Below are 22,124 nucleotides of genomic sequence, written 5' to 3'. Positions count from 1 at the left end.
AATGAAAAAAATTTTGTGGATCGCTCTGGTGGCGACTTTTTTCTTTTCCTGTAAAAAAGGGACCGATGAAAAATACCTTCCCGATTCTGTGGGAGCCATAAATACCCTGGCAGTTGTAATCGATAATGAAATGTGGAAAGGCAAAGTAGGAGACGAGATAAGAAAGTATTTCGCAGCTCCGGTAGACGGTTTGCCGTGGGATGAACCCTTGTTCTCAATTCACCAGATGCCTCCTGTGGTATTTGATGGTTTTGCAAGGAACAGCCGCAATATTATCGTAGTGCAAAAAGAAGTAGAGCCCGGTTCCGGAATTTCGGAAGATCCGTATGCTCAGCCGCAGAAAGTGGCCTTCTTTAAAGGAGAGACCGACGATGATATTATAGAATTGATCCAGAAAGGGGCTCCTAAGGTGATCAGGACCTTTAAAGACCATGAACTGAAGGAAAATGTAAAAAGAATGAAACGTTCCCTCAACAAGGAAACCGTTTTAAAGGAAAAACTCGGAATTTCTATGACGATGCCTTCCGTTTACAAGGTGGCAAAACAGGAAGAAGACTTTGTGTGGATCCGAAGAGAGCTCACCAAAGGGCATATGAACATCCTGGCCTATGAATTACCTCTGAATGGAATTCCAAACGATTCTACCAAGGTGGAGGCCATTATTAAGATGCGAGACTCCATAGGAGAAAGATATATTCCCGGAAGAGAGGAAGGCATGTATATGATAACCGAAAAGGCGTATGCTCCTTATGTTTTTAACGCCAGTATTGCCGGAAGGACATCCACAGAAACCAAAGGAATGTGGGAAGTAAAGAATTTCTTTATGGCCGGGCCTTTTATAAACTATATTGTAGAAGATAAACCCAATGGCCGTTTACTGGTTATAGAAGGCTTTACTTTTGCTCCCTCTACCAATAAGAGAGATTATATGTTTGAATTGGAAACTATTCTGAAAAGCCTGAGATTCGAAGAATCCTGAAACAAAATAAATACAAAATAAAAAGGCGCTCATTTGAGCGCCTTTTTTCTTGAACCGATGATCATCGGTCCAAAGATCCCTTAGAAATAAAATCCTGTCGCCATTCTGTAAATAAAAGCGTAGGTTACTACACCTATTAAGGCTAGACAAGACCATGTTAACACCTTTAAATAAGAAGCCATAAAACGATGACTTAAATTTCTGAATGCTTCAATATAAAGATGTTTAAAAAGTAAAAATTTACTCATATGTTAAATATTAAATGATTAATAGCGAGACTAAAGTATTGAATAACCGTATTACGGGTGAAAAATATCTGTTATAAAACACTGAAAATTAGACCAAATGCCATTTTAGCCCTAAAAAAGCTCCAAAAAATGCCGTCTTTACGGGGGCTCAGACAGGAGCTTATTTAGTATTTTTGAACTGTAAAATCCCTATTATGGAAGTCGTATCTTATATAAATTCGAGAGTTTCTGCAGCAGAGCGAAGTGTAAAAAATACACTTCAGCTGTTAAATGAAGATTGTACCATTCCGTTTATCGCCAGATACAGGAAAGAAATGACCGGTAATCTCGATGAGGTAGCTATCGGAGAGATCGCAAAATTAAAAGCTGCGTTTGAAGAGCTGGAGAAGCGAAAGAAAAGCATTCTTAAATCGATTGAAGAACAGGAAGCTTTAACTCCCGAACTAAAGGAGAAGATCCTAAAAACGGAAAACCTGTCGCAATTAGAAGACCTCTATCTGCCGTATAAGAAAAAGAGGAATACCAAGGCTGCCGTAGCACGGGAAAAAGGTTTGGAGCCCCTGGCAAAGATCATTATGAAGCAGCAGGATGATAATGTAGAGCTTACGGCTTCGCGTTATATTAACGATAAAGTAAAGAATGAGGACGAGGCACTTCAGGGAGCCAGAGACATCATTGCAGAATGGATCAATGAGAATGAATGGGTACGAAATAAACTCAGAAGACTGTACAGCAGAAAGGCTGTAATACTTTCTAAAGTGGTAAAGGAAAAGGAGACGCAGGAAGAGGCCCAGAAATACCGCCAGTATTTCGACTGGTCCGAGCCTGTATTTAAATGCCCTTCTCACCGTTTGCTGGCCATGCTGAGAGCGGAGAAAGAGGAGATCGTAAAACTGAAAATAAGCGTCGAAAAAGACGATGCCCTGGATATCATAGACGATATCATTATTAAAACAGATGTGGAAAGTGCCACCAATCAGGTTTTTATAGCTATAGAGGATGCTTATAAACGCCTATTGGCACCAGCCTTGTCTAACGAACTGCTGAAAACTGCCAAGGAAAAAGCAGACACCGATGCGATAAAGGTGTTTTCAGGGAACCTGAGGCAACTCCTGTTGGCATCTCCCCTGGGAGAGAAAAGGATATTGGCCATAGACCCTGGTTTTAAAAGCGGATGCAAGGTAGTTTGCCTGGATGAGAACGGAACGTTGAAGCACAATGAGAATATTTATCCGCATCCGCCTCAGAGGGAAACAGGACCGGCCATGAAAAAGATAAAATCGCTGGTCAACGCACATAAGATCGAAGCCATAGCTATTGGTAACGGGACGGCCTCCCGTGAAACCGAAGCTTTTGTTAAGCGAATTGCCTTCGACAGAGACCTGCAGGTATTTGTAGTGAATGAAAGCGGGGCCTCGGTATATTCGGCTTCTAAGGTAGCCCGGGAAGAATTTCCCAATTTCGATGTAACGGTAAGAGGTGCGGTATCTATCGGAAGGCGTCTTTCCGATCCGTTGGCGGAACTGGTTAAAATAGACCCTAAAGCTATCGGAGTAGGGCAATATCAGCATGATGTGGATCAGAATAAACTAAAAGACGAGCTGGATACCGTAGTAATGAGCTGTGTAAACCAGGTAGGGGTCAATATTAATACGGCCAGTAAAAGCCTGCTGAGCTATGTGTCGGGAATAGGCCCTTCATTGGCGGAAAGCGTAGTGAAATACAGAAGTGAAAAAGGAGGGATAAATTCGCGAAAGGAACTTTTAAAGATTCCGAGACTTGGAAATAAGGCCTTTGAGCAATGTGCGGCCTTCCTCAGGATCACGGATGCCGAAAATCCTCTGGACAATTCGGCGGTCCATCCCGAAAGCTATTCCCTGGTGGAGAAAATGGCAGCAGATCAGAAGGTGGCCCTGACAGAACTGATAGGAAATAAAGAACTGATCTCAAAGATCAATATCAATAATTACTGTACGGAACAGATCGGTTTGCCAACACTTACCGATATTGTAAAGGAGCTTGAAAAACCTGGACTTGATCCGAGGCAGAAAGCCAAGGTCTTTGAATTTGCCAAGGACATTAAGACCATTGAGGACCTGAAAACCGGAATGACCGTACCGGGAATAGTAAATAATATTACCAATTTCGGATGTTTTGTAGATATAGGTATTAAGGAAAGCGGCCTAGTGCATATTTCCAAACTGAGCAATGAATATGTGAGCGATGTAAATAGTGTAGTTCAGCTGCATCAGCATGTAAGCGTTAAGGTCATGGAAGTAGACCTGGCCAGAAAACGTATACAACTGTCAATGGTAGACTGATAAAAAAAACCATCCTGATTCAGGATGGTTTTAAGCTTATAAAAATTAAAAAGGAATTTATTCTTTATTATCCTCAATTTTTTTCTCATCGTCTTTAGAGGCGTCCTTGAACTCCTTAATCCCACTTCCCAGACCGCGCATTAGTTCAGGTATTTTTTTACCTCCGAAAAGTAATAAAACAACCACTACTATTAAAATGATCTGCGGTGCACCTATAGCTAAAAAAATACTTAATGACATCATTTTATTCTGTTTTAATAAGACAAAAGTAATAAGAAAAGTTGAAAACAAACACAGAAAGGCCATTATAAAATAAAAGGGACTTTCCATAATTTGAGAAACCAACTTTAGGATGGCGGAATAAAAATAAAATAAAGCCCTATTTTCATACGTTAAAAACAATAATTTTGGAATTGTATATTTGGGCGTGTACGATTGTTTATATTTGTTCACCTTATGGCAAAAAAGAAAGAAAAGAGAAAGCATTTAAAGAAAAAGTTACTCCACAAGTATCGCCTGGTTATCCTTAACGAGGATACTTTCGAGGAGCGGATTTCCTTTAAGCTTAGCAGATTGAATGTTTTTGTAGTAGGAACTTTGTTCACGGTGTTTTTGATCGCGTTTACCACGATACTGATCGCATTTACACCCCTCAGAGAGTATATTCCGGGCTATTCATCAACATCTCTCCGGAGAACAGCTGTTCAGAATACCGATAGGGTAGATTCCCTGGAGCGTGTCCTGACCGCGAATATTGTATATCTGGATACTTTGAGAAAGGCTCTTACAGGAGAGGTGAATATAGGCTCTATAAACAGGGATTCTCTCTTTGATCAATTCCGCATAGACCCTGCATCTGTTAATCTGAACCCGAATAAACAGGATTCTCTTCTGAGGGTGGAAGTAGCTAATGAAGATAAGTACAACCTTTTTGAAACGGCAACCTCCAGCGGGAGTTTTGTACTGTTTCCGCCGGTTACAGGCCAGATCTCGCAGAATTACAGCCTGGAGGAAAAGCATTTTGCCGTAGACATTATTGCTCCCAGGGACACCCCTGTAAAAGCAGTAGGTGACGGTACGGTGATCTTTTCGGAATGGACGGCAGAAACCGGATACGTTATTATCCTTGAACATGCTTTCGGACTGATATCGGTATATAAACACAATGGCTCACTGACCAAAAGCCAGGGAGATCTTGTGAAATCGGGAGAAGTTATAGCTACGGTGGGAAATACCGGAGAACTGACTACGGGGCCGCACCTTCATTTTGAACTTTGGAGTGAAGGTTATGCGATTAACCCAACACAATACATTGATTTTGAATAAACTCGCATGTCTGTAAAATCTATAGCAGCAAGAATTTTTGCTAAGATCACCTATAGCAGAATACAAAAATGGGCTAAAAACCCTGTTGAAGCACAGGAAAAAGTATTTCAGGAACTTATCGCTACCGGAACATTAACCGCTTTCGGGCAGGATCATGACTTTATCAGTATTAATGATCATAAAGATTTTGCAGAGAGGGTTCCGGTCCGGGATTACGAAGCACTCAGGCCTTATGTAGACAGGGTGGTTGCCGGTGAGGAAGATATACTCTGGAAAGGTAAGCCCGTTTATTTTGCCAAGACTTCCGGAACCACTTCGGGAGCAAAATACATCCCTATTACCAAAGAATCCATGCCTTCTCATATAGAAGCGGCCAGGAATGCCATTCTATGTTATATACATGAAAGCGGAAATGCCCGTTTTGTGGATGGGAAAATGATCTTTTTGCAGGGAAGCCCGGAGCTCGATGAGAAAAACGGGATCAAACTCGGAAGATTATCAGGGATCGTGGCCCATTATGTGCCTAATTATCTTCAGAAGAACCGAATGCCCAGCTGGGAAACCAATTGCATAGATGACTGGGAAACCAAGGTCGATGCCATAGTAGAAGAAACCCTGAAGGAAGATATGAGCTTAATAAGCGGAATCCCCTCCTGGGTACAAATGTATTTTGAAAGGCTTCAGACGAGGACAGGTAAAAAGGTCGGAGACTTGTTTAAGAATTTCCAGCTTTTTATATACGGGGGAGTGAATTACGAACCCTATCGCGCCAGGTTTGAAGGCCTGATCGGTAGGAAAGTAGACAGTATAGAGCTTTTTCCGGCAAGTGAGGGCTTTTTTGCTTTTCAGGATTCTCAGAAGGAAAAAGGAATGTTGCTGCAACTCGATTCGGGAATTTTCTATGAATTTATAAAAGCGGAGGAATTCTTTGAAGACCGTCCGCAGCGGTTTACCATAAAAGATGTGGAGATCGGCGTGAACTACGTGATGATCATTTCAACAAATGCCGGCCTTTGGGCCTATAACCTTGGCGATACCGTGCAGTTTACATCTGTTAAGCCTTACAGGGTGATCGTTTCGGGAAGGATAAAGCATTTTATCTCCGCCTTTGGAGAGCACGTGATTGCCAAAGAGGTGGAAGAAGCCATAAAACACGCAACCGAAGAAACCAGGGCCGTGGTAAACGAATTTACGGTAGCCCCGATGATCGATGTAAATGAAGGAGAGCTCCCATATCATGAGTGGTTTATAGAGTTTGAAGAGGAACCGGAGAACCTGGAGGATTTTGCTTTGAAAATGGATATGTCCATGCAGAAACAGAACAGTTATTACCTGGATCTTATAGAAGGAAAAATACTTCAGACATTAAAGATCACTAAAATTAAAGAGGGTGGCTTTACCGATTATATGAGGTCGATTGGGAAATTGGGAGGGCAAAACAAAATACAGAGACTCTCCAATGACAGACGGCTGGCAGACGCACTTTATGAACTCAAAAAAGATTGAGTTTAAGAAATTACTTGTACTTTTGCACGAAGAATAGCCTATGACAAAAATAAAAGCACGAACCAGAGCTCAGGAATCTACAAATGCCATTGAGCGTATGTATATTACCATGAGGCATTTGTTCAACAGAGGATTTTATAAGCCCTCAGGTGTTTCTGGAGAAACTCTCAGACAATCTTTATTGCAGATCCGCCCGGAGATATATGGTTCTATAGCAGAAGAAAAGACAGAACTCAACGGTTTGATCTATGTTTTGGACCGGCTACCGGAAGGAATAGAGCAATGTCGCTTCATCAAATTAACTTCAGATGAAGGATATAAAAAATCTCATTTTCAGGCAATTATCCCTCCAAAACGAAGAAGGAATTGCTACCGTATAGATGAGGAGCAGATGAATATTGAGATTACCCGCGGACGTTCGGATATCTATGATATACTAACTCACCTTACCTTCCTGTTTATCGAGTCTAATAAGATCAAGGAAAGGATATTTATTTCCGAGACCAATGAAACTATACGCGACTGGCAGAAACTGGAAGCTGCGGTAAATAAAAAGAAGCTTAGCCTGGCGGAAAGAGAAGTGGCTCTGATCCACCTGTCCAATGCATTGGGAAGGACCTTCGATGAGACCCTTGAGATCTACAAGGTTTTCTCTACCAAAGCAAATCCGGAGCGATTCTTAAAGATCATTTACTGGCTGGGTAAACTGGCGATTGAAGAAGAAACAGAGGGGAATAAGAGAACAATTACGTTCAGTCCGGTATTAAGAGAGCGCCTGGGGCATCATATCCATGGAGATATCTGGGCAAACACGATTAAAAAGACACTTAAGGATAAAAAGCTCTTAAGCAGACCAATTCATATTATCAGTGCAAATATGCACAGTGTAATGAATTCCATCTACGCCAACCATGTGCTTAAAAAGGAATTCACCGGAAAGGAAAACCTGGATATTTACGAGGCCCTGAGTAAGACGGAAAATGATCATTTGAGGAAGAAAGTAAAGGATTTTGCGCATAAAAACGGAATGATATCTATAGATGACGTATCGGGAACCAATATCAATGTTCAGATTGTCGATACGGCTAAAATAGATTTTGCCAAAACTTCCTATGCGATCAATGACCAGCTTAAGGACGAGGAAAAGCCGGTGCTTTTTGTGATGGATTACGCTTTTGGAGAGCAGGCTTATGAAACGATAGATGAATTCTTAAAGCCCTATAAGGAAGAAGAAGGATCTCAGGAGTTTCTTCATGTAGATTCTATTTCCATTATGGGAAAAGCAGGTATCCTGGAAGGCGGTAAGGGAGATCTTATGATCCCTAATGCACATATATTTGAAGGTACTGCGGATAATTATCCTTTTGATAACGAGTTCTCAAAAGAGGACTTTGAAGGTCATGGCCTCCAGGTTTTTAAGGGATCTATGGTTACCGTACTTGGAACGTCTCTTCAGAACAAGGACATTTTGAAATTCTTCCACGATTCTACTTGGAATGTTATCGGTCTGGAAATGGAAGGAGCTCATTATCAAAAAGCCATACAATCGGCATCGAAGATCCGGAAGAGTATTTCGGAAAGAGTAAAGGTGCGTTATGCATACTACGCTTCTGATAATCCGCTGGAAACGGGGAGTACCCTGGCATCCGGAGGATTGGGTACCACGGGGGTTAAACCCACCTATTTGATTACAAGGAAAATTTTAGAACAAATATTTAATTCATAGCACAATGAGTAAGGATGTTCAACCTCAAAACAGTTCTGAAGAAGTAGACCTGGGACAACTTTTCAAGTTGATCGGAAATGCTTTTAACAAGTTTTTCAACTTTATAGCCAGTATTTTTAAAGGCCTGTTTCATTTACTGATATTACTTCTTTTATTCCTTCAAAAGCACTTTATAAAATTTGCGATTGCAGGAGTAATAGGTTTGGCAATAGGATTTTATCTCGACCTGAGAAGAGGAGATATATATGAATCTTCTATGGTTGTGGAGCCTAACTTCAACAGTGTTCAGCAATTATATAACAATATCAGTTTTTATAATGAATTAGCTCAGGCACAGGACTCAACTTCTTTAGCCCAGGCATTAAAAATTACGGAAAGAGAAGCGGCTTCGATCAAAAAGGTTTTTGCAGAATCTTATTCGGATGAAAATCAGAAAGTAAAACTTTTTGATGATTTTATTCGACAACTAGATACTAACACTATAAAAGTTATAGATTTTGAATCTTATCTAAAGAACTTTAACTCTTTGGATGCCCGATTTCATAAGATCACGGTTGTTAGTGATGATAATACTATAGCAAAAAAAGTACAACCTGAGATTGTTTCTTCTATTTCGGCTAATATATATTTCAAGATCCAAAAACAGACCAGTGATGAGAATTTAAAGCTTCAGGATAGCTTGTATAACAAACAGTCGCAAGAAATAGATTCGCTTCAAAAACTGTACAGACAGGTTATGATCAAAACAGCAGAGAACCCTGGGACGGGAACGAGCATCAACTTGGCGGATAACAACATAGCTCAGAATAGAGAGCTTGAGTTGATTAAACAAATGGACCTCTTAAAGGAAAATATAGTTGAATTGAATGAAGAAAAAGCCAATAAAGCTAATATTATCAATGTAATATCGGATTTTCCTGCAAGAGGAGCCAGGGCAAATAGCCTTTTTAAAAGCTATAAATTTTTGATCTTTACCGGATTCATTTCTTTTACACTTTTGATATTGTTATTGTTAGAACTAAACCATTTTCTTAAATCTTACAAAAATTCAAAAACAGAATAAATGAATATTTTAATTACTGGAGGAGCCGGATTCATCGGCTCACATGTTGTAAGAAGGTTTGTAAATAACTATAAAGATTATCATATTTTTAATCTGGACGCTCTAACTTATGCGGGAAATTTGGAAAATCTGAAAGATATTGAAAACAGGCCGAATTATACATTTCTTAAAGGAGATATAACAAATGAAAGTTTCATAGACGAGATCTTTAAACAACATAAAATAGAAAGTGTAATTCATCTTGCTGCAGAATCACATGTAGATCGTTCTATAACAGATCCTTTAGCTTTTGTTAGGACAAATATCATAGGAACGGTTAATCTTTTAAATGCAGCCAAAAAGAATTGGAATAATAAAGGAAAGCGTAACAGATTTTATCATGTTAGTACGGATGAAGTTTATGGTTCTTTAGGAGCTGAAGGGTTTTTTACTGAATCTACACCTTATGATCCAAATTCACCTTATTCTGCATCTAAAGCGAGCTCAGATCATTTTGTAAGAGCCTACGGAGAGACCTATAATTTACCTTATGTAATTACGAATTGCTCAAATAATTACGGCCCCAATCATTTTCCAGAGAAGTTAATCCCTCTTTTTATAAATAACATCATCAACAACAAACCACTACCTGTTTATGGTGATGGAAACTATACAAGAGATTGGCTTTATGTTGAAGATCATGCCACGGCCATTGATCTCGTTTTTCATAAAGGTGAAAATGCTCAGACGTATAATATAGGGGGTTTTAACGAGTGGAAAAACATAGATCTGGTTAAGCTGTTATGTAGGTTAATGGATAATAAATTAAACAGAAAAGAAGGGGTTTCAGAGAAACTGATTACTTATGTCAAAGATAGACCAGGTCATGATTTACGTTACGCTATTGACGCTTCTAAAATAAGTAAGGAGCTTGGCTGGAAACCATCTGTTACCTTTGAGGAGGGTCTTGAAAAGACTATAGATTGGTATTTAAATAATCAGGAGTGGCTAAACAATGTAACTTCTGGAGAATACAGAACGTATTACAAAAATCAATATAATAATTATTAGTTATACACTAACTGAACGATCCTATCGTTTTGATAAAATATTTTTCTGATTGTAAATTGTTTTGGAAATAGAAGAAACATATATTAAAGATTGCTATCTTATTAAACCGACCCTTTTCGTTGATGAAAGGGGAAGCTTTTTTGAAAGCTTTAATAGAAGGCAATTCCTAAAACAAACAGGAATAGATGTTAATTTTGTTCAGGACAATCAATCCATTTCCAAAAAAGGTGTTTTACGTGGATTGCATTTTCAAAAAGATAAAAGTGCTCAATCCAAATTGGTTAGAGTTATAAAAGGAAAGGTACTGGATGTAGCGGTAGACCTAAGAAAAAACTCTCTAACTTTTGGGAAGCACATAAAAACTGTGTTGAGCGAAGAAAATAACCTTCAATTGTTTATTCCTGGAAATTTTGCTCATGGCTTTCTTGCTCTTAGTGAAGATGTCATTTTTTCTTATAAATGTGATAATTACTATGATAGGGAAATGGAATCGGGAATTAAATACGACGACCCTGATCTTAATATAGATTGGGAATATCCTAAAGAACATATAATCTTGTCACAAAAGGACAAGGACCTAAGAACATTTCAGGACCTTCTATTATGAAGAGTGTTATTATAACGGGTGCAAATGGACAACTTGGACTCGCGTTGAAACAAATAAGTGATTCGTATGAATTTAGATTTAAGTTCGTTTCAAAAGAATCTTTGAATATAACTGATAAAGATCAGCTGGAAAAGTTCTTTTTTGAAAACCGTTTTGACTACTGTATTAATTGTGCTGCATATACTAATGTGGAACAGGCGGAAAAAGAACCCGAGAAGACTTTTAAAGTAAACTCTGACGGAGTTAAGAACCTGGCTGAAGTATGTAAAAAGAGGGGGATCGCTTTGATACATATATCAACCGATTATGTATTCGACGGAAAAAAAAGAGGACCTTATACCGAAGAAGATACTCCGAATCCGATTAACGAATATGGTAAATCAAAATTTCAAGGAGAGCAACATATTCAGGAAATATTAGAGGAATATTATCTTATAAGAACTTCTTGGCTTTATTCCGACTTTGGTAAAAATTTCTATAAGACCATTTTAGAAAAAGCAGGTACTAATGAAACCTTGCGAATTACGGATGATCAAACAGGGTGCCCGACCCATGCTTTAAATTTAGCACACTTTATATTGACAATTTTAAATAAGAAAGATATAGAATTTGGGATTTATCACTATACAGACGGAGAAGCAATGACCTGGTTTGATTTTGCCTATAAAATTCTTAAAGAGAATGGAATGTTAGATAAGGTAAAGCTTGAAAGAGTGAAGAATTATCGTACTTTTGCCGCAAGACCAAAGAACAGTGAATTGGCTTCAAACAAACCAATAAAGAGTAATGAAAATTAAGAATTTAATAATATTTGGAACAAGACCGGAGGCCATAAAAATGGCTCCTTTGGTAAAGGAATTTCAATCCCGGGAAGATTATTTTGAAACCAAAATATGTATTACAGCACAGCATAGAGAGATGTTGGATCAGGTGCTATCATTCTTTGAAATAGATCCGGATTATGACTTGGATCTGATGAAGCCAAATCAGAACCTATATGGATTAACCTCCGACATTATTTTGAACCTCAAACCAGTTTTAGAAGATTTTAAACCGGATTATGTATATGTCCATGGAGATACTACTACAACCATGGCAGCCAGTATTGCGTCGTTTTATGCGGGAGCTAAAGTTTGCCATGTAGAAGCGGGTTTGAGGACTTTTAATATGCAATCGCCTTTTCCTGAAGAAATGAACCGATGTGTGACGGGGGTCGTTACCGATTTACATTTCGCACCTACAGAAACTTCCAGAAAGAACCTAATCGATGAAAACAAGGACGTTGATACTATTGTTGTTACTGGAAATACGGTAATAGACGCTTTGCTTTACAGTGTGGAAAAAGTGAAATCTGAAAATTTTGACAATGAGGAGATCGAAAAACTCAAAAGCATTGTCCAATCAGATAAAAAATTGGTTTTGGTAACGGGTCATAGAAGAGAAAATCACGGGCAGGGGTTTATTGATATCTGTGAATCATTAAAACAGATAGCAATTGAAAATACGGATGTTCAGATTATCTATCCTGTTCATTTAAATCCAAATGTTCAAAAACCTGTATATCAGCTGCTTAAGAAAGTTGAAAATATAAGCTTAATTCCGCCTCTGGCTTATCCGGCATTTGTATGGTTAATGGAAAGATCTTATTTAATAATAACCGATAGTGGAGGAGTTCAGGAGGAAGCACCTAGTCTGGGAAAACCGGTGCTTGTTATGAGAAATACCACGGAAAGGCCGGAAGCAGTGGATGCCGGTACGGTACTTTTGGTAGGTACAGATAAAGAGAAGATTGTAAAAGAGACAACCCGTCTTTTAAATAATTCCAATGCTTATACGGAAATGAGTAAGCTTCATAACCCCTATGGAGATGGAAAAGCGTGTGAAAGAATTGCAAACCATATTATAAAACTTAACAATAAAGAATGGAAGGAAAAGCTAGTGTAGTGATGATGGGGCTTGGGTATATCGGATTACCTACAGCAGCTTTAATAGCACAGAATAAAACCCATGTTCACGGGGTAGATATCAATCCCAATGTTGTCGAAACTATTAATAAAGGAGAAATCCATATCATCGAGCCCGAACTGGATAAAGCAGTCGCAGACGCGGTTAAAGACGGATATTTAAGAGCTTCTGTAACACCTGTGGAGGCTGATGTTTATCTGATAGTTGTGCCTACTCCTTTTAAAGATAAGAATGAACCGGATATTTCCTTTGTTGAAGCTGCAACCAAAGCTATTTTGCCTTTGCTTAAAGAAGGAGATTTATACATTATAGAATCGACGTCACCGATTGGGACTACCGAAAAAATGATGGACTTTATTTATTCGGAAAGACCGGAGCTTAGAGATAAATTATATATTGCTTATTGCCCGGAAAGAGTTCTTCCCGGAAATGTTATGTACGAATTAGTACATAACGACAGGGTTATTGGTGGGGTTAATGAAGAATCTACAGAAAAAGCAGTTAGATTTTATACCGACTTTATTCAGGGAGAGCTACATAAAACCAATGCCAGAACCGCCGAAATGTGTAAGCTGGTAGAAAATTCTTCAAGAGATGTTCAGATAGCTTTTGCCAATGAATTATCCCTGATCTGTGATAAAGCAGGAATTAATGTTTGGGAATTGATCAATTTGGCGAATAAACATCCAAGGGTTAATATTCTGCAACCCGGATGTGGAGTTGGAGGGCATTGTATTGCTGTTGATCCTTACTTTATTGTGGCCGATTATCCTATGGAATCTCAGATAATAGGTAAGGCCAGAGAAATTAATAATTATAAATCTTTCTGGTGTGCCGAAAAAGTAAAAACAGCAAAGCTGGAGTTTGAGTTGAAGAATGGAAGAAAGCCAAGAATTGCACTAATGGGGCTCGCTTTTAAACCGAATATTGATGATTTAAGGGAATCTCCAGCAAAATATATTGTTCAAAAAGTACTGCAAGATGCCAATAATGAAGAATATTATATTGTTGAACCGAATATTGAATCTCATAAGGTTTTTAAGCTTACGGATTATAAAGAAGCAGCTGAGAAAGCAGATATTGTAGTATTTTTAGTGGCCCATGATGAATTTAAAAATTTAAAATATGCTGAAGATAAAGTGATTTTGGATTTTTGCGGGGTTTTTAAATAGCAGCAGCCTAAAAAAGTATAGTAATTTTAAGAATGTCTTATCAAATGAAATACGGAAAAGTATTTAATTATCTAATACCATTCCTATTGGTATGTCACTTTAGTTGTTCGCAAGAAAACATTGAGTTTGTTGAGACTTCACCTTCCAAGCTACTTAGCAGAGTAGGTAATAACGAACCAGATAAATTGGTTAATAACGCGAATACAATCTTAAGGAACTATATTAACTTAAATGGAGGCTGGAAATCTGTAAAATATGATGAGTTAGATTGGAGTGTTGACCCGTATAAGAACCCTTCCTGGAAAACGTATTTTTTTAGCTTAAGGATGATTGCTGTCTTGACAAAAGCATATGAAGAAGAGGCTGATGAGAAGTATTTAATAAAAGCTAAGGAAATTTTATATTCATGGAACTCTAATTATAAAAGCGAAAGCCTTTTAAAAAAAAGGAAGTTGGTTATTTGGAATGACCATGCTGTTGCTAATAGAGTTATAAACCTCGTTCATCTATATTATACCTTAAAATTTGCGAATAAACTAGATAGACTTACTAAGCAAATAATTACTCAACACTTAATTGAGTACGGAGAATGGTTATTTGATGACCGAAATTATACAGGGGGGAATCATGCAATAATGATGGATAGAGCCTTGCTATACCTCAGCTATATACTTAAGAATTATGAGCTCTCCTCAAAGTGGAAAAAAAAGGCTTTATCGAGATTTGATACCTTAATTCGGAAAGAAGTAAGTGATGAAGGAGTTTCCCTTGAGAACTCACCTCAATATCATCCATTTATAATGGATTTATTGAAGGACTTTATAACATTAATGAAAAATTTTGGAGACACTCCAAGCCAAGAATATACGGGACTATTGGAAAAAATGAAATCTTATTTGGTGTATGTTTTAAAGCCAAATTTGATCTACCCTTTTCAAGGAGATACTTATCCAATAAGCGAAAAACTTCTGTATTCCAAGCGATATCCTGATTCTCGACTTGATTTCATAGAAAGTAACGGATTGAGAGGTACTCAACCGGAACATTGTGATGTTGTTTTTAAAAATGCTGGATATGCAATTTTAAGAGATGAATGGAAAAAAGGAAATAGTTTTGACACCTCCACATATATAAACTTTATAGCTGGGCATTTTTTGAGAGTTCACAAACATTCTGATAATCTTTCTTTTTCCTTATTTTCAAATAAAGAAGACTTGATTGTTGATCCTGGAAGCTGGGGTTATTCAAAGAATGATACGGTAGCGTATTTGAAAAGTACTAAAGCGCATAATACATTTACTGTAAATGAAACCAACTATTATAACTTTCCTTTAAGAAGTAGCTATATTAATTATTCAGAGCTTGAAGAAGATTATTCCGTTATAAAAGGGACATTTATACCTAATCCTTTTGAGAGGTTTGATAGAACCTTGATATTTATAAAGCCCAATATTATAATTTTAGATGATAATGTCTATTCAGCAAAAGGAATTCGTTCTGTTTCTCAGATGTTTAATTTAGGTACTAAGGTTGAATCAATTAATGAAGGCAAAAGAGGAAATAGCATAACCGCAATGTTTGAGCGTAATAAATTATCAATAAAACAACTTTTAGCTCATCAATACTCACTAACTAAGTACAATGGGGAAAACATTAGAGGATTATATGCTCTAAGAGCAGAACGTACAGTAAAAGGAAATCAGATCGTTTTTAAGACTAATTTGACAGACTCAATACCCCGCACCTTTAACAATAGAACAATTATTAAGATAGAGAGCTTTCAAAAGAAAAATATAGATGAAATAGAAATTAGTGATACTAAGGAAAATTTTAAAATTTTATGGAATAATTCTAAAAAGCCTTTAAAATCATTAGTAATACCGAAATTCCGCTTGGATAAAGATTTTTTTGAAGAAAACTTGCGACTTTCAACAGAATATTCAATAAGACTAAACAATAAAATTGATGGCTTTGGTCTAAAAAAAATGTATGTTTTAAAATGGAGTGAAAATGAATATTCCTTGATCTTTAAATTGGATGAAAATGTTACAAAAGAGAGTTTAAGAAAATATACTATAGGGCTAAGAGGTTCTGTTGATGATACAGATAAACCAATGTTATCCACATATTCACGACAAAAAGGGCGTAATTATGAATTGTGGAATGTTAAGGAAAATGAAATAGTTCAAACTAATCACGGAAACTATATTAGCATTAATATAAATACCAGAATAAAACAATTTCAAAGTTTTAAAATCTTTCTTTTTGATAGACCTGGTTATAAAAGAGAGCTTGCAAAATATGAAATAGATAATTTTTTCTTAGATCAAAATGAAAAGATTGCGAAGGAAACGGAGAACAGTACAACTATACTTGATAGAGCAATACTAGCTAAAGATTTTACTATTAATAGAATATATGCAAAAAGAATTTCTAATAAAGAAATTAAATTTTATTTTAAACTCGATGGCAATATTACAAATGAAATAATTAAGAAATATAAAATAGGATTTCATACTTATGTATATGAGAAAGACAAGGAAAAACTATTAAAATATTCCAAGAAGAAAAATAGGAATTATGATACCTGGGATTTTGAACCTTACATTTATCATAACGATAAAGAGAAGTATGTTATAAAAGTTATTAATACGCCTATTACGGATTTTGAGAAAATAAAAATATTTCTCTATGATAGAGCTGGATATAAACGAACAATAGGAAACATAGTTGAGATAAGAGAAACAATCATAAAATAAGAACTGCAAAAAGTGAAGTACTAAATTTTAATGGGTGTTTGATAATTAAATTATAGAAAAGATATGAAAGGAATAATATTAGCAGGAGGTTCAGGAACACGTCTGCATCCTTTAACTCAGGTAGTATCCAAACAGTTATTACCGGTTTATGATAAACCAATGATATATTATCCTTTATCGGTTTTAATGCTTTCTGGAATAAAGGAAGTTTTGATTATCTCCACACCTCACGACCTACCAAATTTTAAAGGCCTTTTAGGAGATGGTTCCAGGCTTGGAATGAAGATTTCATATGCCGAACAACCTTCCCCTGATGGTTTGGCACAAGCCTTTATTATCGGTGAAGAGTTTATAGGAAAAGATGACGTTTGCCTGATATTAGGAGATAATATTTTTTATGGAGCCGGACTACAAAAAATACTGGCGCAAGCTGTAAAAACGGTTAAAGAAGAACGAAAGGCAGTAATTTTTGGATACTATGTAGATGATCCTGAAAGGTATGGGGTTGCAGAATTCAATGATCAGGGAAATGTTCTTAGCATCGAAGAGAAACCTCAGAATCCTAAATCCAATTATGCAGTGGTAGGCCTGTATTACTACCCAAACTCAGTTATAGAAGTTGCCAAGGCGGTAAAGCCTTCTGCTAGAGGAGAATTAGAAATTACCTCTGTAAATCAGGAGTTTTTAGAAAAGAATTGTTTGAATATGCAAATTATGAGTAGAGGATATGCCTGGCTCGACACCGGTACTCATGAAGCACTTACGGAAGCTACGGAATTTGTGAAAGCAGTGGAGAAAAGAACAGGGTTAAAAATAGCCTGCCTGGAAGAAATAGCATATCGTATGAAATATATAACACATGAGCAATTAAAGGTAATTGCTGAGAAGTATAAAAAAAGTGGATACGGAAACTACTTAAAGAAAATAAGTTAAATAATGGAAATAAGAAACTCTTCGACAATAGTTAACCTTGGTGAAAAAACTCTTTTGGACGAGAAAATTACTTTAGGAAGTAATTGTAAAAAGATTACTATCGGGTACGGGTGCTTTATAGGAGAAAATGTTTATATAGATGTACCGGAATTAGTGATAGGAGATTATACTACCATTCATAAAAACACAACGATTCATGGCTCGGAAAAATGCGAAATAGGACATAATTGTTGGATCGGTCAGAATACCATTATTGACTCCATTGGAGGTATGAAGATTGGAAATAATGTCGGTATTGGAACATATTCCCAGCTTTGGTCACATATGAAATTTGGAGATATGCTAAATGGATGCAGATGGAATACCAAAAAGAAAATGGTTATCGAAGATGATGTTTGGTTTGTAGGGCATTGTATTGTATCCCCGGTTCATGCTAAGAAAGGATCTATGGCAATGTTAGGCAGCCTGGTTGTGAAGGATATGGAAGAGAACGAAATATATGCGGGATCTCCAGCTAAGAATGTTAAGGATAAAATGGGTACTCAATTTTCTGAGATCGGGATAAAAGAAAAAAAGAAGATTTTTAAGAATTATTACAAAAGTTTTATCCTTGAAAACAGTATTCGTGAGGCAGATTTAGAATATGAAGAACTGGATGAAGTGCAGATCCGGGTTGGAAATACGAGATTTAATTTAGAAGAAAGATCTTATTGGCCTACTCGATCTGACTATGAGTATAAGTTTATGAAATATATCCTATACGACAAGGCCAAATTTATTCCTGTAGTAAAATAATTAAACAAACCTATTTTTATTAGTACCAGTAATTTGATGATCCCTTTTAACAAGCCATATTTAACAGGTAAAGAAACCGATTATATAAAAGAAGCGGTTAACCTGGGAAAAATATCCGGAAATGGATATTTTACTAATAAATGCCACCTTTTTTTTGAAGAACAATTTGGTTTTAAAAAGACCCTTCTAACCACATCTTGTACAGATGCTCTGGAAATGGCTGCCATTTTATTAAATATAAAAGAAGGAGATGAGGTAATAGTACCTTCTTATACATTTGTTTCCTCTGCCTTAGCTTTTATTCGTCAGGGAGCTAAAATAGTGTTTGCCGATAGTAGAGCTGATCATCCCGGTATTGACGAAAAGAAATTGGAAAACTTAATTTCAAAAAGGACGAAAGCAATTGTGGTTATTCATTATGCAGGTGTGGCTTGTGATATGGATTTAATTATGGATGTAGCCCAAAAGCACAATATTTTTGTTGTTGAAGATGCAGCGCAGGCAATCGACTCCTATTATAATGGTAAAGCTTTAGGTAGTATAGGGCATTTAGGAGCGTTTTCCTTTCACGAAACAAAGAATATTATATCTGGAGAAGGAGGGCTATTAACGATTAATGATAATAGCTTTATTGAAAGATCTGAAATAATATGGGAGAAAGGAACAAACAGGTCGGCTTTCTACAAAGGTGAAGTTGATAAGTATGGTTGGGTGGACACAGGCTCATCATTCCTGCCTTCAGAGATTATCTCTGCCTTTCTTTATTCTCAATTAGAAAAACTACCCGAAATCCAAAAGAAAAGAGTTCATCTTTGGGACTTATATTATAAGAACCTAAGGTCTTTGGAGATCCAGGGCTCTATAAAATTACCTTTCATTCCCGGATATGCCACCAATAATGCGCATATGTTTTATATAATTGCAGACAATGTAATGCAAAGAGATAGTTTAATTGCTTTTCTAAAGAAGAAAGGAATTCTTGCAGTTTTTCATTATTTATCTCTACATAAAAGTGACTATTATACGAAGATTCAAAAGGAGAATAAAGATGAACTCCCCATGGCGGATCATTATACTGACTGTCTGATCAGGCTTCCAATGTTTTATGAATTAACTGAGCAGCAGGTTTTATTTATTACAGATACTATTAAGGAATTTTATCAATGATCGTTCATATTGTAGAGGAAGAAAAATTCTTAAAGAGCGTCGTTAAAATATTTGAAGATGTTTTTCCAGGGAGGAATATTTATTTAGTAGGCCTTTATTCACCTAAACCTGTCCAAGATCTCCATGGAATAGTAGATCATGATCGTGTGATATATGAAAATATTGGATCCAGGGAATATATCATAACTTTCCGGAAAATTGTAAAAAAGGCATCTCTTGTTATATTCCACAATCTATACAAGGAGTATAAATTGAAGCTTAGGGCCCATATGGATGATATTAATAAAGTTGCCTGGGTGTTTTGGGGAGCGGAATTATACAACTTGAATAAAGAGATTAATAACCTATTACCCTTAACTCAAAAAGCATACAAAAAAAGCCTTCCACTATCCGTTCGGTTTAGAAGGCTCTTTTTAGGGAAATTAAAAAGACATTACTATTGGAAACAGCTTAAAAAGCTTCTCAAAAACAAAATTGACTATGTATTGACTAATATTCCGGAAGATGTCGAACGACTCAATAAATATTCGGAAAACAATTCGAAAAGCGGTTGGTTTACATATTTTAGTTTTGATACGGAAACAGTAAGCATAAATAATCAAATTAACAAACAGCATATTTTAATAGGGAATTCCAGCTCAGAAACCAATAATCATTTTGATATTTTTGAGGAATTAACAGTAAAAGGAATTGATGATAGAAGAATATATATTCCTTTGAGTTATGGAGATCAGCACTACAAAAGAATTGTCATTAAAAAAGCGGAAGCTTTGTTCGGAGAGAATGCATATCCGATGGTTGATTTCCTTAGTTTAAAGGAATACAATGATATTATAGAAAGCTGCTCGGTCTTGATCATGAATCATAAAAGACAACAGGCCTTTAATACTATATTATTGGCCATTACAGCAGGATGTAAAATCTTTCTTCGAGAAGAGAATACAATATTTTCCTTTTTAAAAAGAGAAGGTTTTTTGGTTTTTTCAGTTCAAAAAGACCTAATGGATAAAAATGCGCTAAACCCGTTAAGTGTTGAAGAACAGCTACATAATATTAAGCTGGCTAAAGAATTATATTCCTATAATAAAGTAAAAAATAAGATCAAAGAACAAATATTGGAGATATTAGGTGAATAGTATTAAAAAACAGGTGGTTTCAAGTGTAAAATGGACTACAGTCGGTACTGTAGTAAATGCTATTGCTGCTCTGTTGAAGATTTCTATTCTGGCCAGATTTTTGGACAAATCCGATTTTGGATTAATGGCCCTCGTAACCTTTGTAATGGGTTTTATGAACCTTTTTAATGATATGGGGCTTACCTCTGCTATTCTACATAAACAAAAAATAACTAAAAATGAATACGCTAGCCTGTATTGGTTTAATTTAGGGTTTAGCATTATTCTCTATGCTTTACTTTTTTTAATTGCTCCTTTGGTAGCTAATTTTTACGACGAGCCAGAGCTTAATGTGCTAATACAACTATTGGGTCTAAATCTCATCATCTCTGCTCTAGGGAGAATATTTAAAACAATAGAATCCAAACACCTGCTTTTTAAGGAAATTACAATTTTTGAGATAATTGCTGCGGTATCTTCACTTTTGTTTGCAGTGTATTTAGCTGCAAATGACTATGGTGTACTTTCATTAGTATACTCTGCGCTACTGCAATACTTAATTCAGAACGTATTGTATTTTTCTTTTGGAATTAAAAAATATGGACTGCTAAGGCATTTTAAACTGGCTGAAACAAAGCCTTTTATTAAAATTGGGGTTTATCAGGTAGGGGGTCAAGTAATTAATTACTTTAACCGGGATTTGGATATTTTAATAATAGGTAAATTTTTTAATCAGGATATTTTAGGCGGATATAGTTTAGCAAAGCAACTGGTTTTTAGGCCAGCGCAGATTTTAAACCCTATTTTGGTTAAGGTAGCTTCTCCTGCTTTGGCAAAATTTCAGTCCCATAAAGAGCTTTTAAAAGAGAATTATTTAAAGCTTATAGGCATTGTGTCTAAAATTAACATTTTTGTGTATGCTGTTACTATAATTTTTGCACCTATCTTAGTACAGATTTTTTATGGAAAGGGTTTTGATGAGGTTATTCCCTTGTTGCGCATTTTAAGTATTTATATGGTTTTTAGGGCAATTGGTAACCCTATAGGAAGTTTAGTAATAGCAACAGGTAAAACACATTTAGAATTTATTTGGAACTGCATTACCTTTTTGATAATCCCAGTTTTTATATTTGTAGGAGCTGGATTTGGAATTACCTATGTAGCATGGGCTTTAAACATTGCAATGGCTATTTTGTTCTACCCAAGTTGGAAATTATTGGTAAACAGAATGACCGGAGCAAGCTTTAAAGAATATTTGTGGGCTATAATAAAGCCTTCTATAAAATAATCAGATATTCTAATAATGGTATCGGCGATAATTTTTCTTATTTTTTTGTTGCTTTACTTTTATCTTGGATTAAGTTTTTGGATAAATCGAAGATTAGAGCATTT

At 36.3% G+C, this 22,124-nt stretch carries 19 protein-coding genes; 17 read left to right on the top strand and 2 right to left on the bottom strand.

Going from position 1 to position 22,124, the window contains the following annotated elements; all coding sequences use genetic code 11:
* Position 1 precedes the first annotated feature (1 nt).
* Positions 2 to 979 (top strand): DUF4837 family protein, encoded by a 978-nt coding sequence (locus tag GWK08_RS07435; protein ID WP_163606261.1) that lies wholly within the window; start codon positions 2 to 4, stop codon positions 977 to 979.
* Positions 980 to 1,059: 80 nt separating this feature from the next.
* Here the strand turns inward: GWK08_RS07435 and GWK08_RS19380 are convergent, their stop codons facing one another.
* The gene (locus GWK08_RS19380) at positions 1,060 to 1,227 is read right to left on the bottom strand and encodes a DUF6747 family protein (protein WP_317168141.1); all 168 of its coding nucleotides are present in this window, start codon (positions 1,225 to 1,227) and stop codon (positions 1,060 to 1,062) included.
* Positions 1,228 to 1,421: 194 nt separating this feature from the next.
* On the opposite strand from GWK08_RS19380, the gene GWK08_RS07430 reads away from it, so the two are divergent.
* Positions 1,422 to 3,548: a Tex family protein gene (locus GWK08_RS07430; RefSeq protein ID WP_163606260.1), complete on the top strand. Its 2,127-nt coding sequence runs from the start codon at positions 1,422 to 1,424 to the stop codon at positions 3,546 to 3,548.
* A 57-nt stretch (positions 3,549 to 3,605) separates the two neighbouring features.
* On the opposite strand, the gene tatA is transcribed toward GWK08_RS07430, so the two are convergent.
* Complete coding sequence (gene tatA / locus GWK08_RS07425; protein ID WP_163606259.1) at positions 3,606 to 3,791, bottom strand: twin-arginine translocase TatA/TatE family subunit; 186 nt, start codon at positions 3,789 to 3,791, stop codon at positions 3,606 to 3,608.
* A gap of 213 nt (positions 3,792 to 4,004) precedes the next feature.
* Here tatA and GWK08_RS07420 point away from each other — a divergent pair, with 213 nt between their 5' ends.
* The 15 genes from GWK08_RS07420 (at position 4,005) to GWK08_RS07350 (ending at position 22,020) form a co-directional block, all read left to right on the top strand.
* Positions 4,005 to 4,874 carry a M23 family metallopeptidase gene (locus GWK08_RS07420; protein ID WP_163606258.1) on the top strand — a complete coding sequence of 290 codons (870 nt, stop codon included), beginning with the start codon at positions 4,005 to 4,007 and terminating at the stop codon, positions 4,872 to 4,874.
* Between the two features lie 6 nt (positions 4,875 to 4,880).
* A complete protein-coding gene (locus tag GWK08_RS07415; RefSeq protein WP_163606257.1) occupies positions 4,881 to 6,380 on the top strand; it encodes a GH3 family domain-containing protein in 1,500 nt (499 codons plus the stop codon).
* Between the two features lie 40 nt (positions 6,381 to 6,420).
* Entirely contained in the window at positions 6,421 to 8,106 is a 1,686-nt protein-coding gene (locus GWK08_RS07410) for a DUF6909 family protein (protein ID WP_163606256.1), read from the top strand.
* Between the two features lie 4 nt (positions 8,107 to 8,110).
* The gene (locus tag GWK08_RS07405) at positions 8,111 to 9,169 is read left to right on the top strand and encodes a hypothetical protein (protein WP_163606255.1); all 1,059 of its coding nucleotides are present in this window, start codon (positions 8,111 to 8,113) and stop codon (positions 9,167 to 9,169) included.
* On the top strand, positions 9,170 to 10,219 hold the full coding sequence (rfbB, locus tag GWK08_RS07400; protein ID WP_163606254.1) for a dTDP-glucose 4,6-dehydratase: 1,050 nt from the start codon (positions 9,170 to 9,172) through the stop codon (positions 10,217 to 10,219).
* Positions 10,220 to 10,280: 61 nt separating this feature from the next.
* Positions 10,281 to 10,826: a dTDP-4-dehydrorhamnose 3,5-epimerase gene (gene rfbC, locus GWK08_RS07395; protein ID WP_163606253.1), complete on the top strand. Its 546-nt coding sequence runs from the start codon at positions 10,281 to 10,283 to the stop codon at positions 10,824 to 10,826.
* Positions 10,823 to 11,623, top strand: a complete 801-nt coding sequence (gene rfbD / locus GWK08_RS07390) for a dTDP-4-dehydrorhamnose reductase (RefSeq protein WP_163606252.1) — start codon at positions 10,823 to 10,825, stop codon at positions 11,621 to 11,623. Before rfbC ends, rfbD begins: the two co-directional genes overlap by 4 nt.
* Complete coding sequence (gene wecB, locus GWK08_RS07385) at positions 11,613 to 12,770, top strand: non-hydrolyzing UDP-N-acetylglucosamine 2-epimerase (protein WP_163606251.1); 1,158 nt, start codon at positions 11,613 to 11,615, stop codon at positions 12,768 to 12,770. Before rfbD ends, wecB begins: the two co-directional genes overlap by 11 nt.
* The gene (wecC, locus tag GWK08_RS07380; RefSeq protein ID WP_163606250.1) at positions 12,749 to 13,963 is read left to right on the top strand and encodes a UDP-N-acetyl-D-mannosamine dehydrogenase; all 1,215 of its coding nucleotides are present in this window, start codon (positions 12,749 to 12,751) and stop codon (positions 13,961 to 13,963) included. Before wecB ends, wecC begins: the two co-directional genes overlap by 22 nt.
* Before the next feature lie 44 nt (positions 13,964 to 14,007).
* Complete coding sequence (locus GWK08_RS07375; RefSeq protein ID WP_163606249.1) at positions 14,008 to 16,722, top strand: heparinase II/III family protein; 2,715 nt, start codon at positions 14,008 to 14,010, stop codon at positions 16,720 to 16,722.
* Between the two features lie 63 nt (positions 16,723 to 16,785).
* Complete coding sequence (gene rfbA / locus GWK08_RS07370; protein WP_163606248.1) at positions 16,786 to 17,655, top strand: glucose-1-phosphate thymidylyltransferase RfbA; 870 nt, start codon at positions 16,786 to 16,788, stop codon at positions 17,653 to 17,655.
* A gap of 3 nt (positions 17,656 to 17,658) precedes the next feature.
* Positions 17,659 to 18,450, top strand: coding sequence for an acyltransferase (locus GWK08_RS07365; RefSeq protein ID WP_163606247.1), 792 nt, complete (start codon positions 17,659 to 17,661; stop codon positions 18,448 to 18,450).
* Positions 18,451 to 18,486: 36 nt separating this feature from the next.
* Entirely contained in the window at positions 18,487 to 19,617 is a 1,131-nt protein-coding gene (gene rffA / locus GWK08_RS07360) for a dTDP-4-amino-4,6-dideoxygalactose transaminase (protein WP_163606246.1), read from the top strand.
* Positions 19,614 to 20,753, top strand: coding sequence for a TDP-N-acetylfucosamine:lipid II N-acetylfucosaminyltransferase (locus GWK08_RS07355; RefSeq protein ID WP_163606245.1), 1,140 nt, complete (start codon positions 19,614 to 19,616; stop codon positions 20,751 to 20,753). The genes rffA and GWK08_RS07355 overlap by 4 nt, the downstream gene beginning before the upstream one ends.
* On the top strand, positions 20,746 to 22,020 hold the full coding sequence (locus GWK08_RS07350) for an MOP flippase family protein (RefSeq protein ID WP_163606244.1): 1,275 nt from the start codon (positions 20,746 to 20,748) through the stop codon (positions 22,018 to 22,020). The genes GWK08_RS07355 and GWK08_RS07350 overlap by 8 nt, the downstream gene beginning before the upstream one ends.
* Positions 22,021 to 22,124: the final 104 nt, after the last annotated feature.

This window comes from Leptobacterium flavescens (assembly GCF_010671605.1).
GTDB classification, from domain to species: domain Bacteria; phylum Bacteroidota; class Bacteroidia; order Flavobacteriales; family Flavobacteriaceae; genus Leptobacterium; species Leptobacterium flavescens.
This window is presented reverse-complemented; position numbering and strand designations above follow the sequence as displayed.

Bases quoted from the DNA above. Each gene is read 5' to 3' on its own strand.
- GWK08_RS07435 (WP_163606261.1), top strand. From the start codon at position 2: ATGAAAAAAATTTTGTGGATCGCTCTGGTGGCGACTTTTTTCTTTTCC.
- GWK08_RS19380 (WP_317168141.1), bottom strand. From the start codon at position 1,227: ATGAGTAAATTTTTACTTTTTAAACATCTTTATATTGAAGCATTCAGA.
- GWK08_RS07430 (WP_163606260.1), top strand. From the start codon at position 1,422: ATGGAAGTCGTATCTTATATAAATTCGAGAGTTTCTGCAGCAGAGCGA.
- tatA (WP_163606259.1), bottom strand. From the start codon at position 3,791: ATGATGTCATTAAGTATTTTTTTAGCTATAGGTGCACCGCAGATCATT.
- GWK08_RS07420 (WP_163606258.1), top strand. From the start codon at position 4,005: ATGGCAAAAAAGAAAGAAAAGAGAAAGCATTTAAAGAAAAAGTTACTC.
- GWK08_RS07415 (WP_163606257.1), top strand. From the start codon at position 4,881: ATGTCTGTAAAATCTATAGCAGCAAGAATTTTTGCTAAGATCACCTAT.
- GWK08_RS07410 (WP_163606256.1), top strand. From the start codon at position 6,421: ATGACAAAAATAAAAGCACGAACCAGAGCTCAGGAATCTACAAATGCC.
- GWK08_RS07405 (WP_163606255.1), top strand. From the start codon at position 8,111: ATGAGTAAGGATGTTCAACCTCAAAACAGTTCTGAAGAAGTAGACCTG.
- rfbB (WP_163606254.1), top strand. From the start codon at position 9,170: ATGAATATTTTAATTACTGGAGGAGCCGGATTCATCGGCTCACATGTT.
- rfbD (WP_163606252.1), top strand. From the start codon at position 10,823: ATGAAGAGTGTTATTATAACGGGTGCAAATGGACAACTTGGACTCGCG.
- wecB (WP_163606251.1), top strand. From the start codon at position 11,613: ATGAAAATTAAGAATTTAATAATATTTGGAACAAGACCGGAGGCCATA.
- wecC (WP_163606250.1), top strand. From the start codon at position 12,749: ATGGAAGGAAAAGCTAGTGTAGTGATGATGGGGCTTGGGTATATCGGA.
- GWK08_RS07375 (WP_163606249.1), top strand. From the start codon at position 14,008: ATGAAATACGGAAAAGTATTTAATTATCTAATACCATTCCTATTGGTA.
- rfbA (WP_163606248.1), top strand. From the start codon at position 16,786: ATGAAAGGAATAATATTAGCAGGAGGTTCAGGAACACGTCTGCATCCT.
- GWK08_RS07365 (WP_163606247.1), top strand. From the start codon at position 17,659: ATGGAAATAAGAAACTCTTCGACAATAGTTAACCTTGGTGAAAAAACT.
- rffA (WP_163606246.1), top strand. From the start codon at position 18,487: ATGATCCCTTTTAACAAGCCATATTTAACAGGTAAAGAAACCGATTAT.
- GWK08_RS07355 (WP_163606245.1), top strand. From the start codon at position 19,614: ATGATCGTTCATATTGTAGAGGAAGAAAAATTCTTAAAGAGCGTCGTT.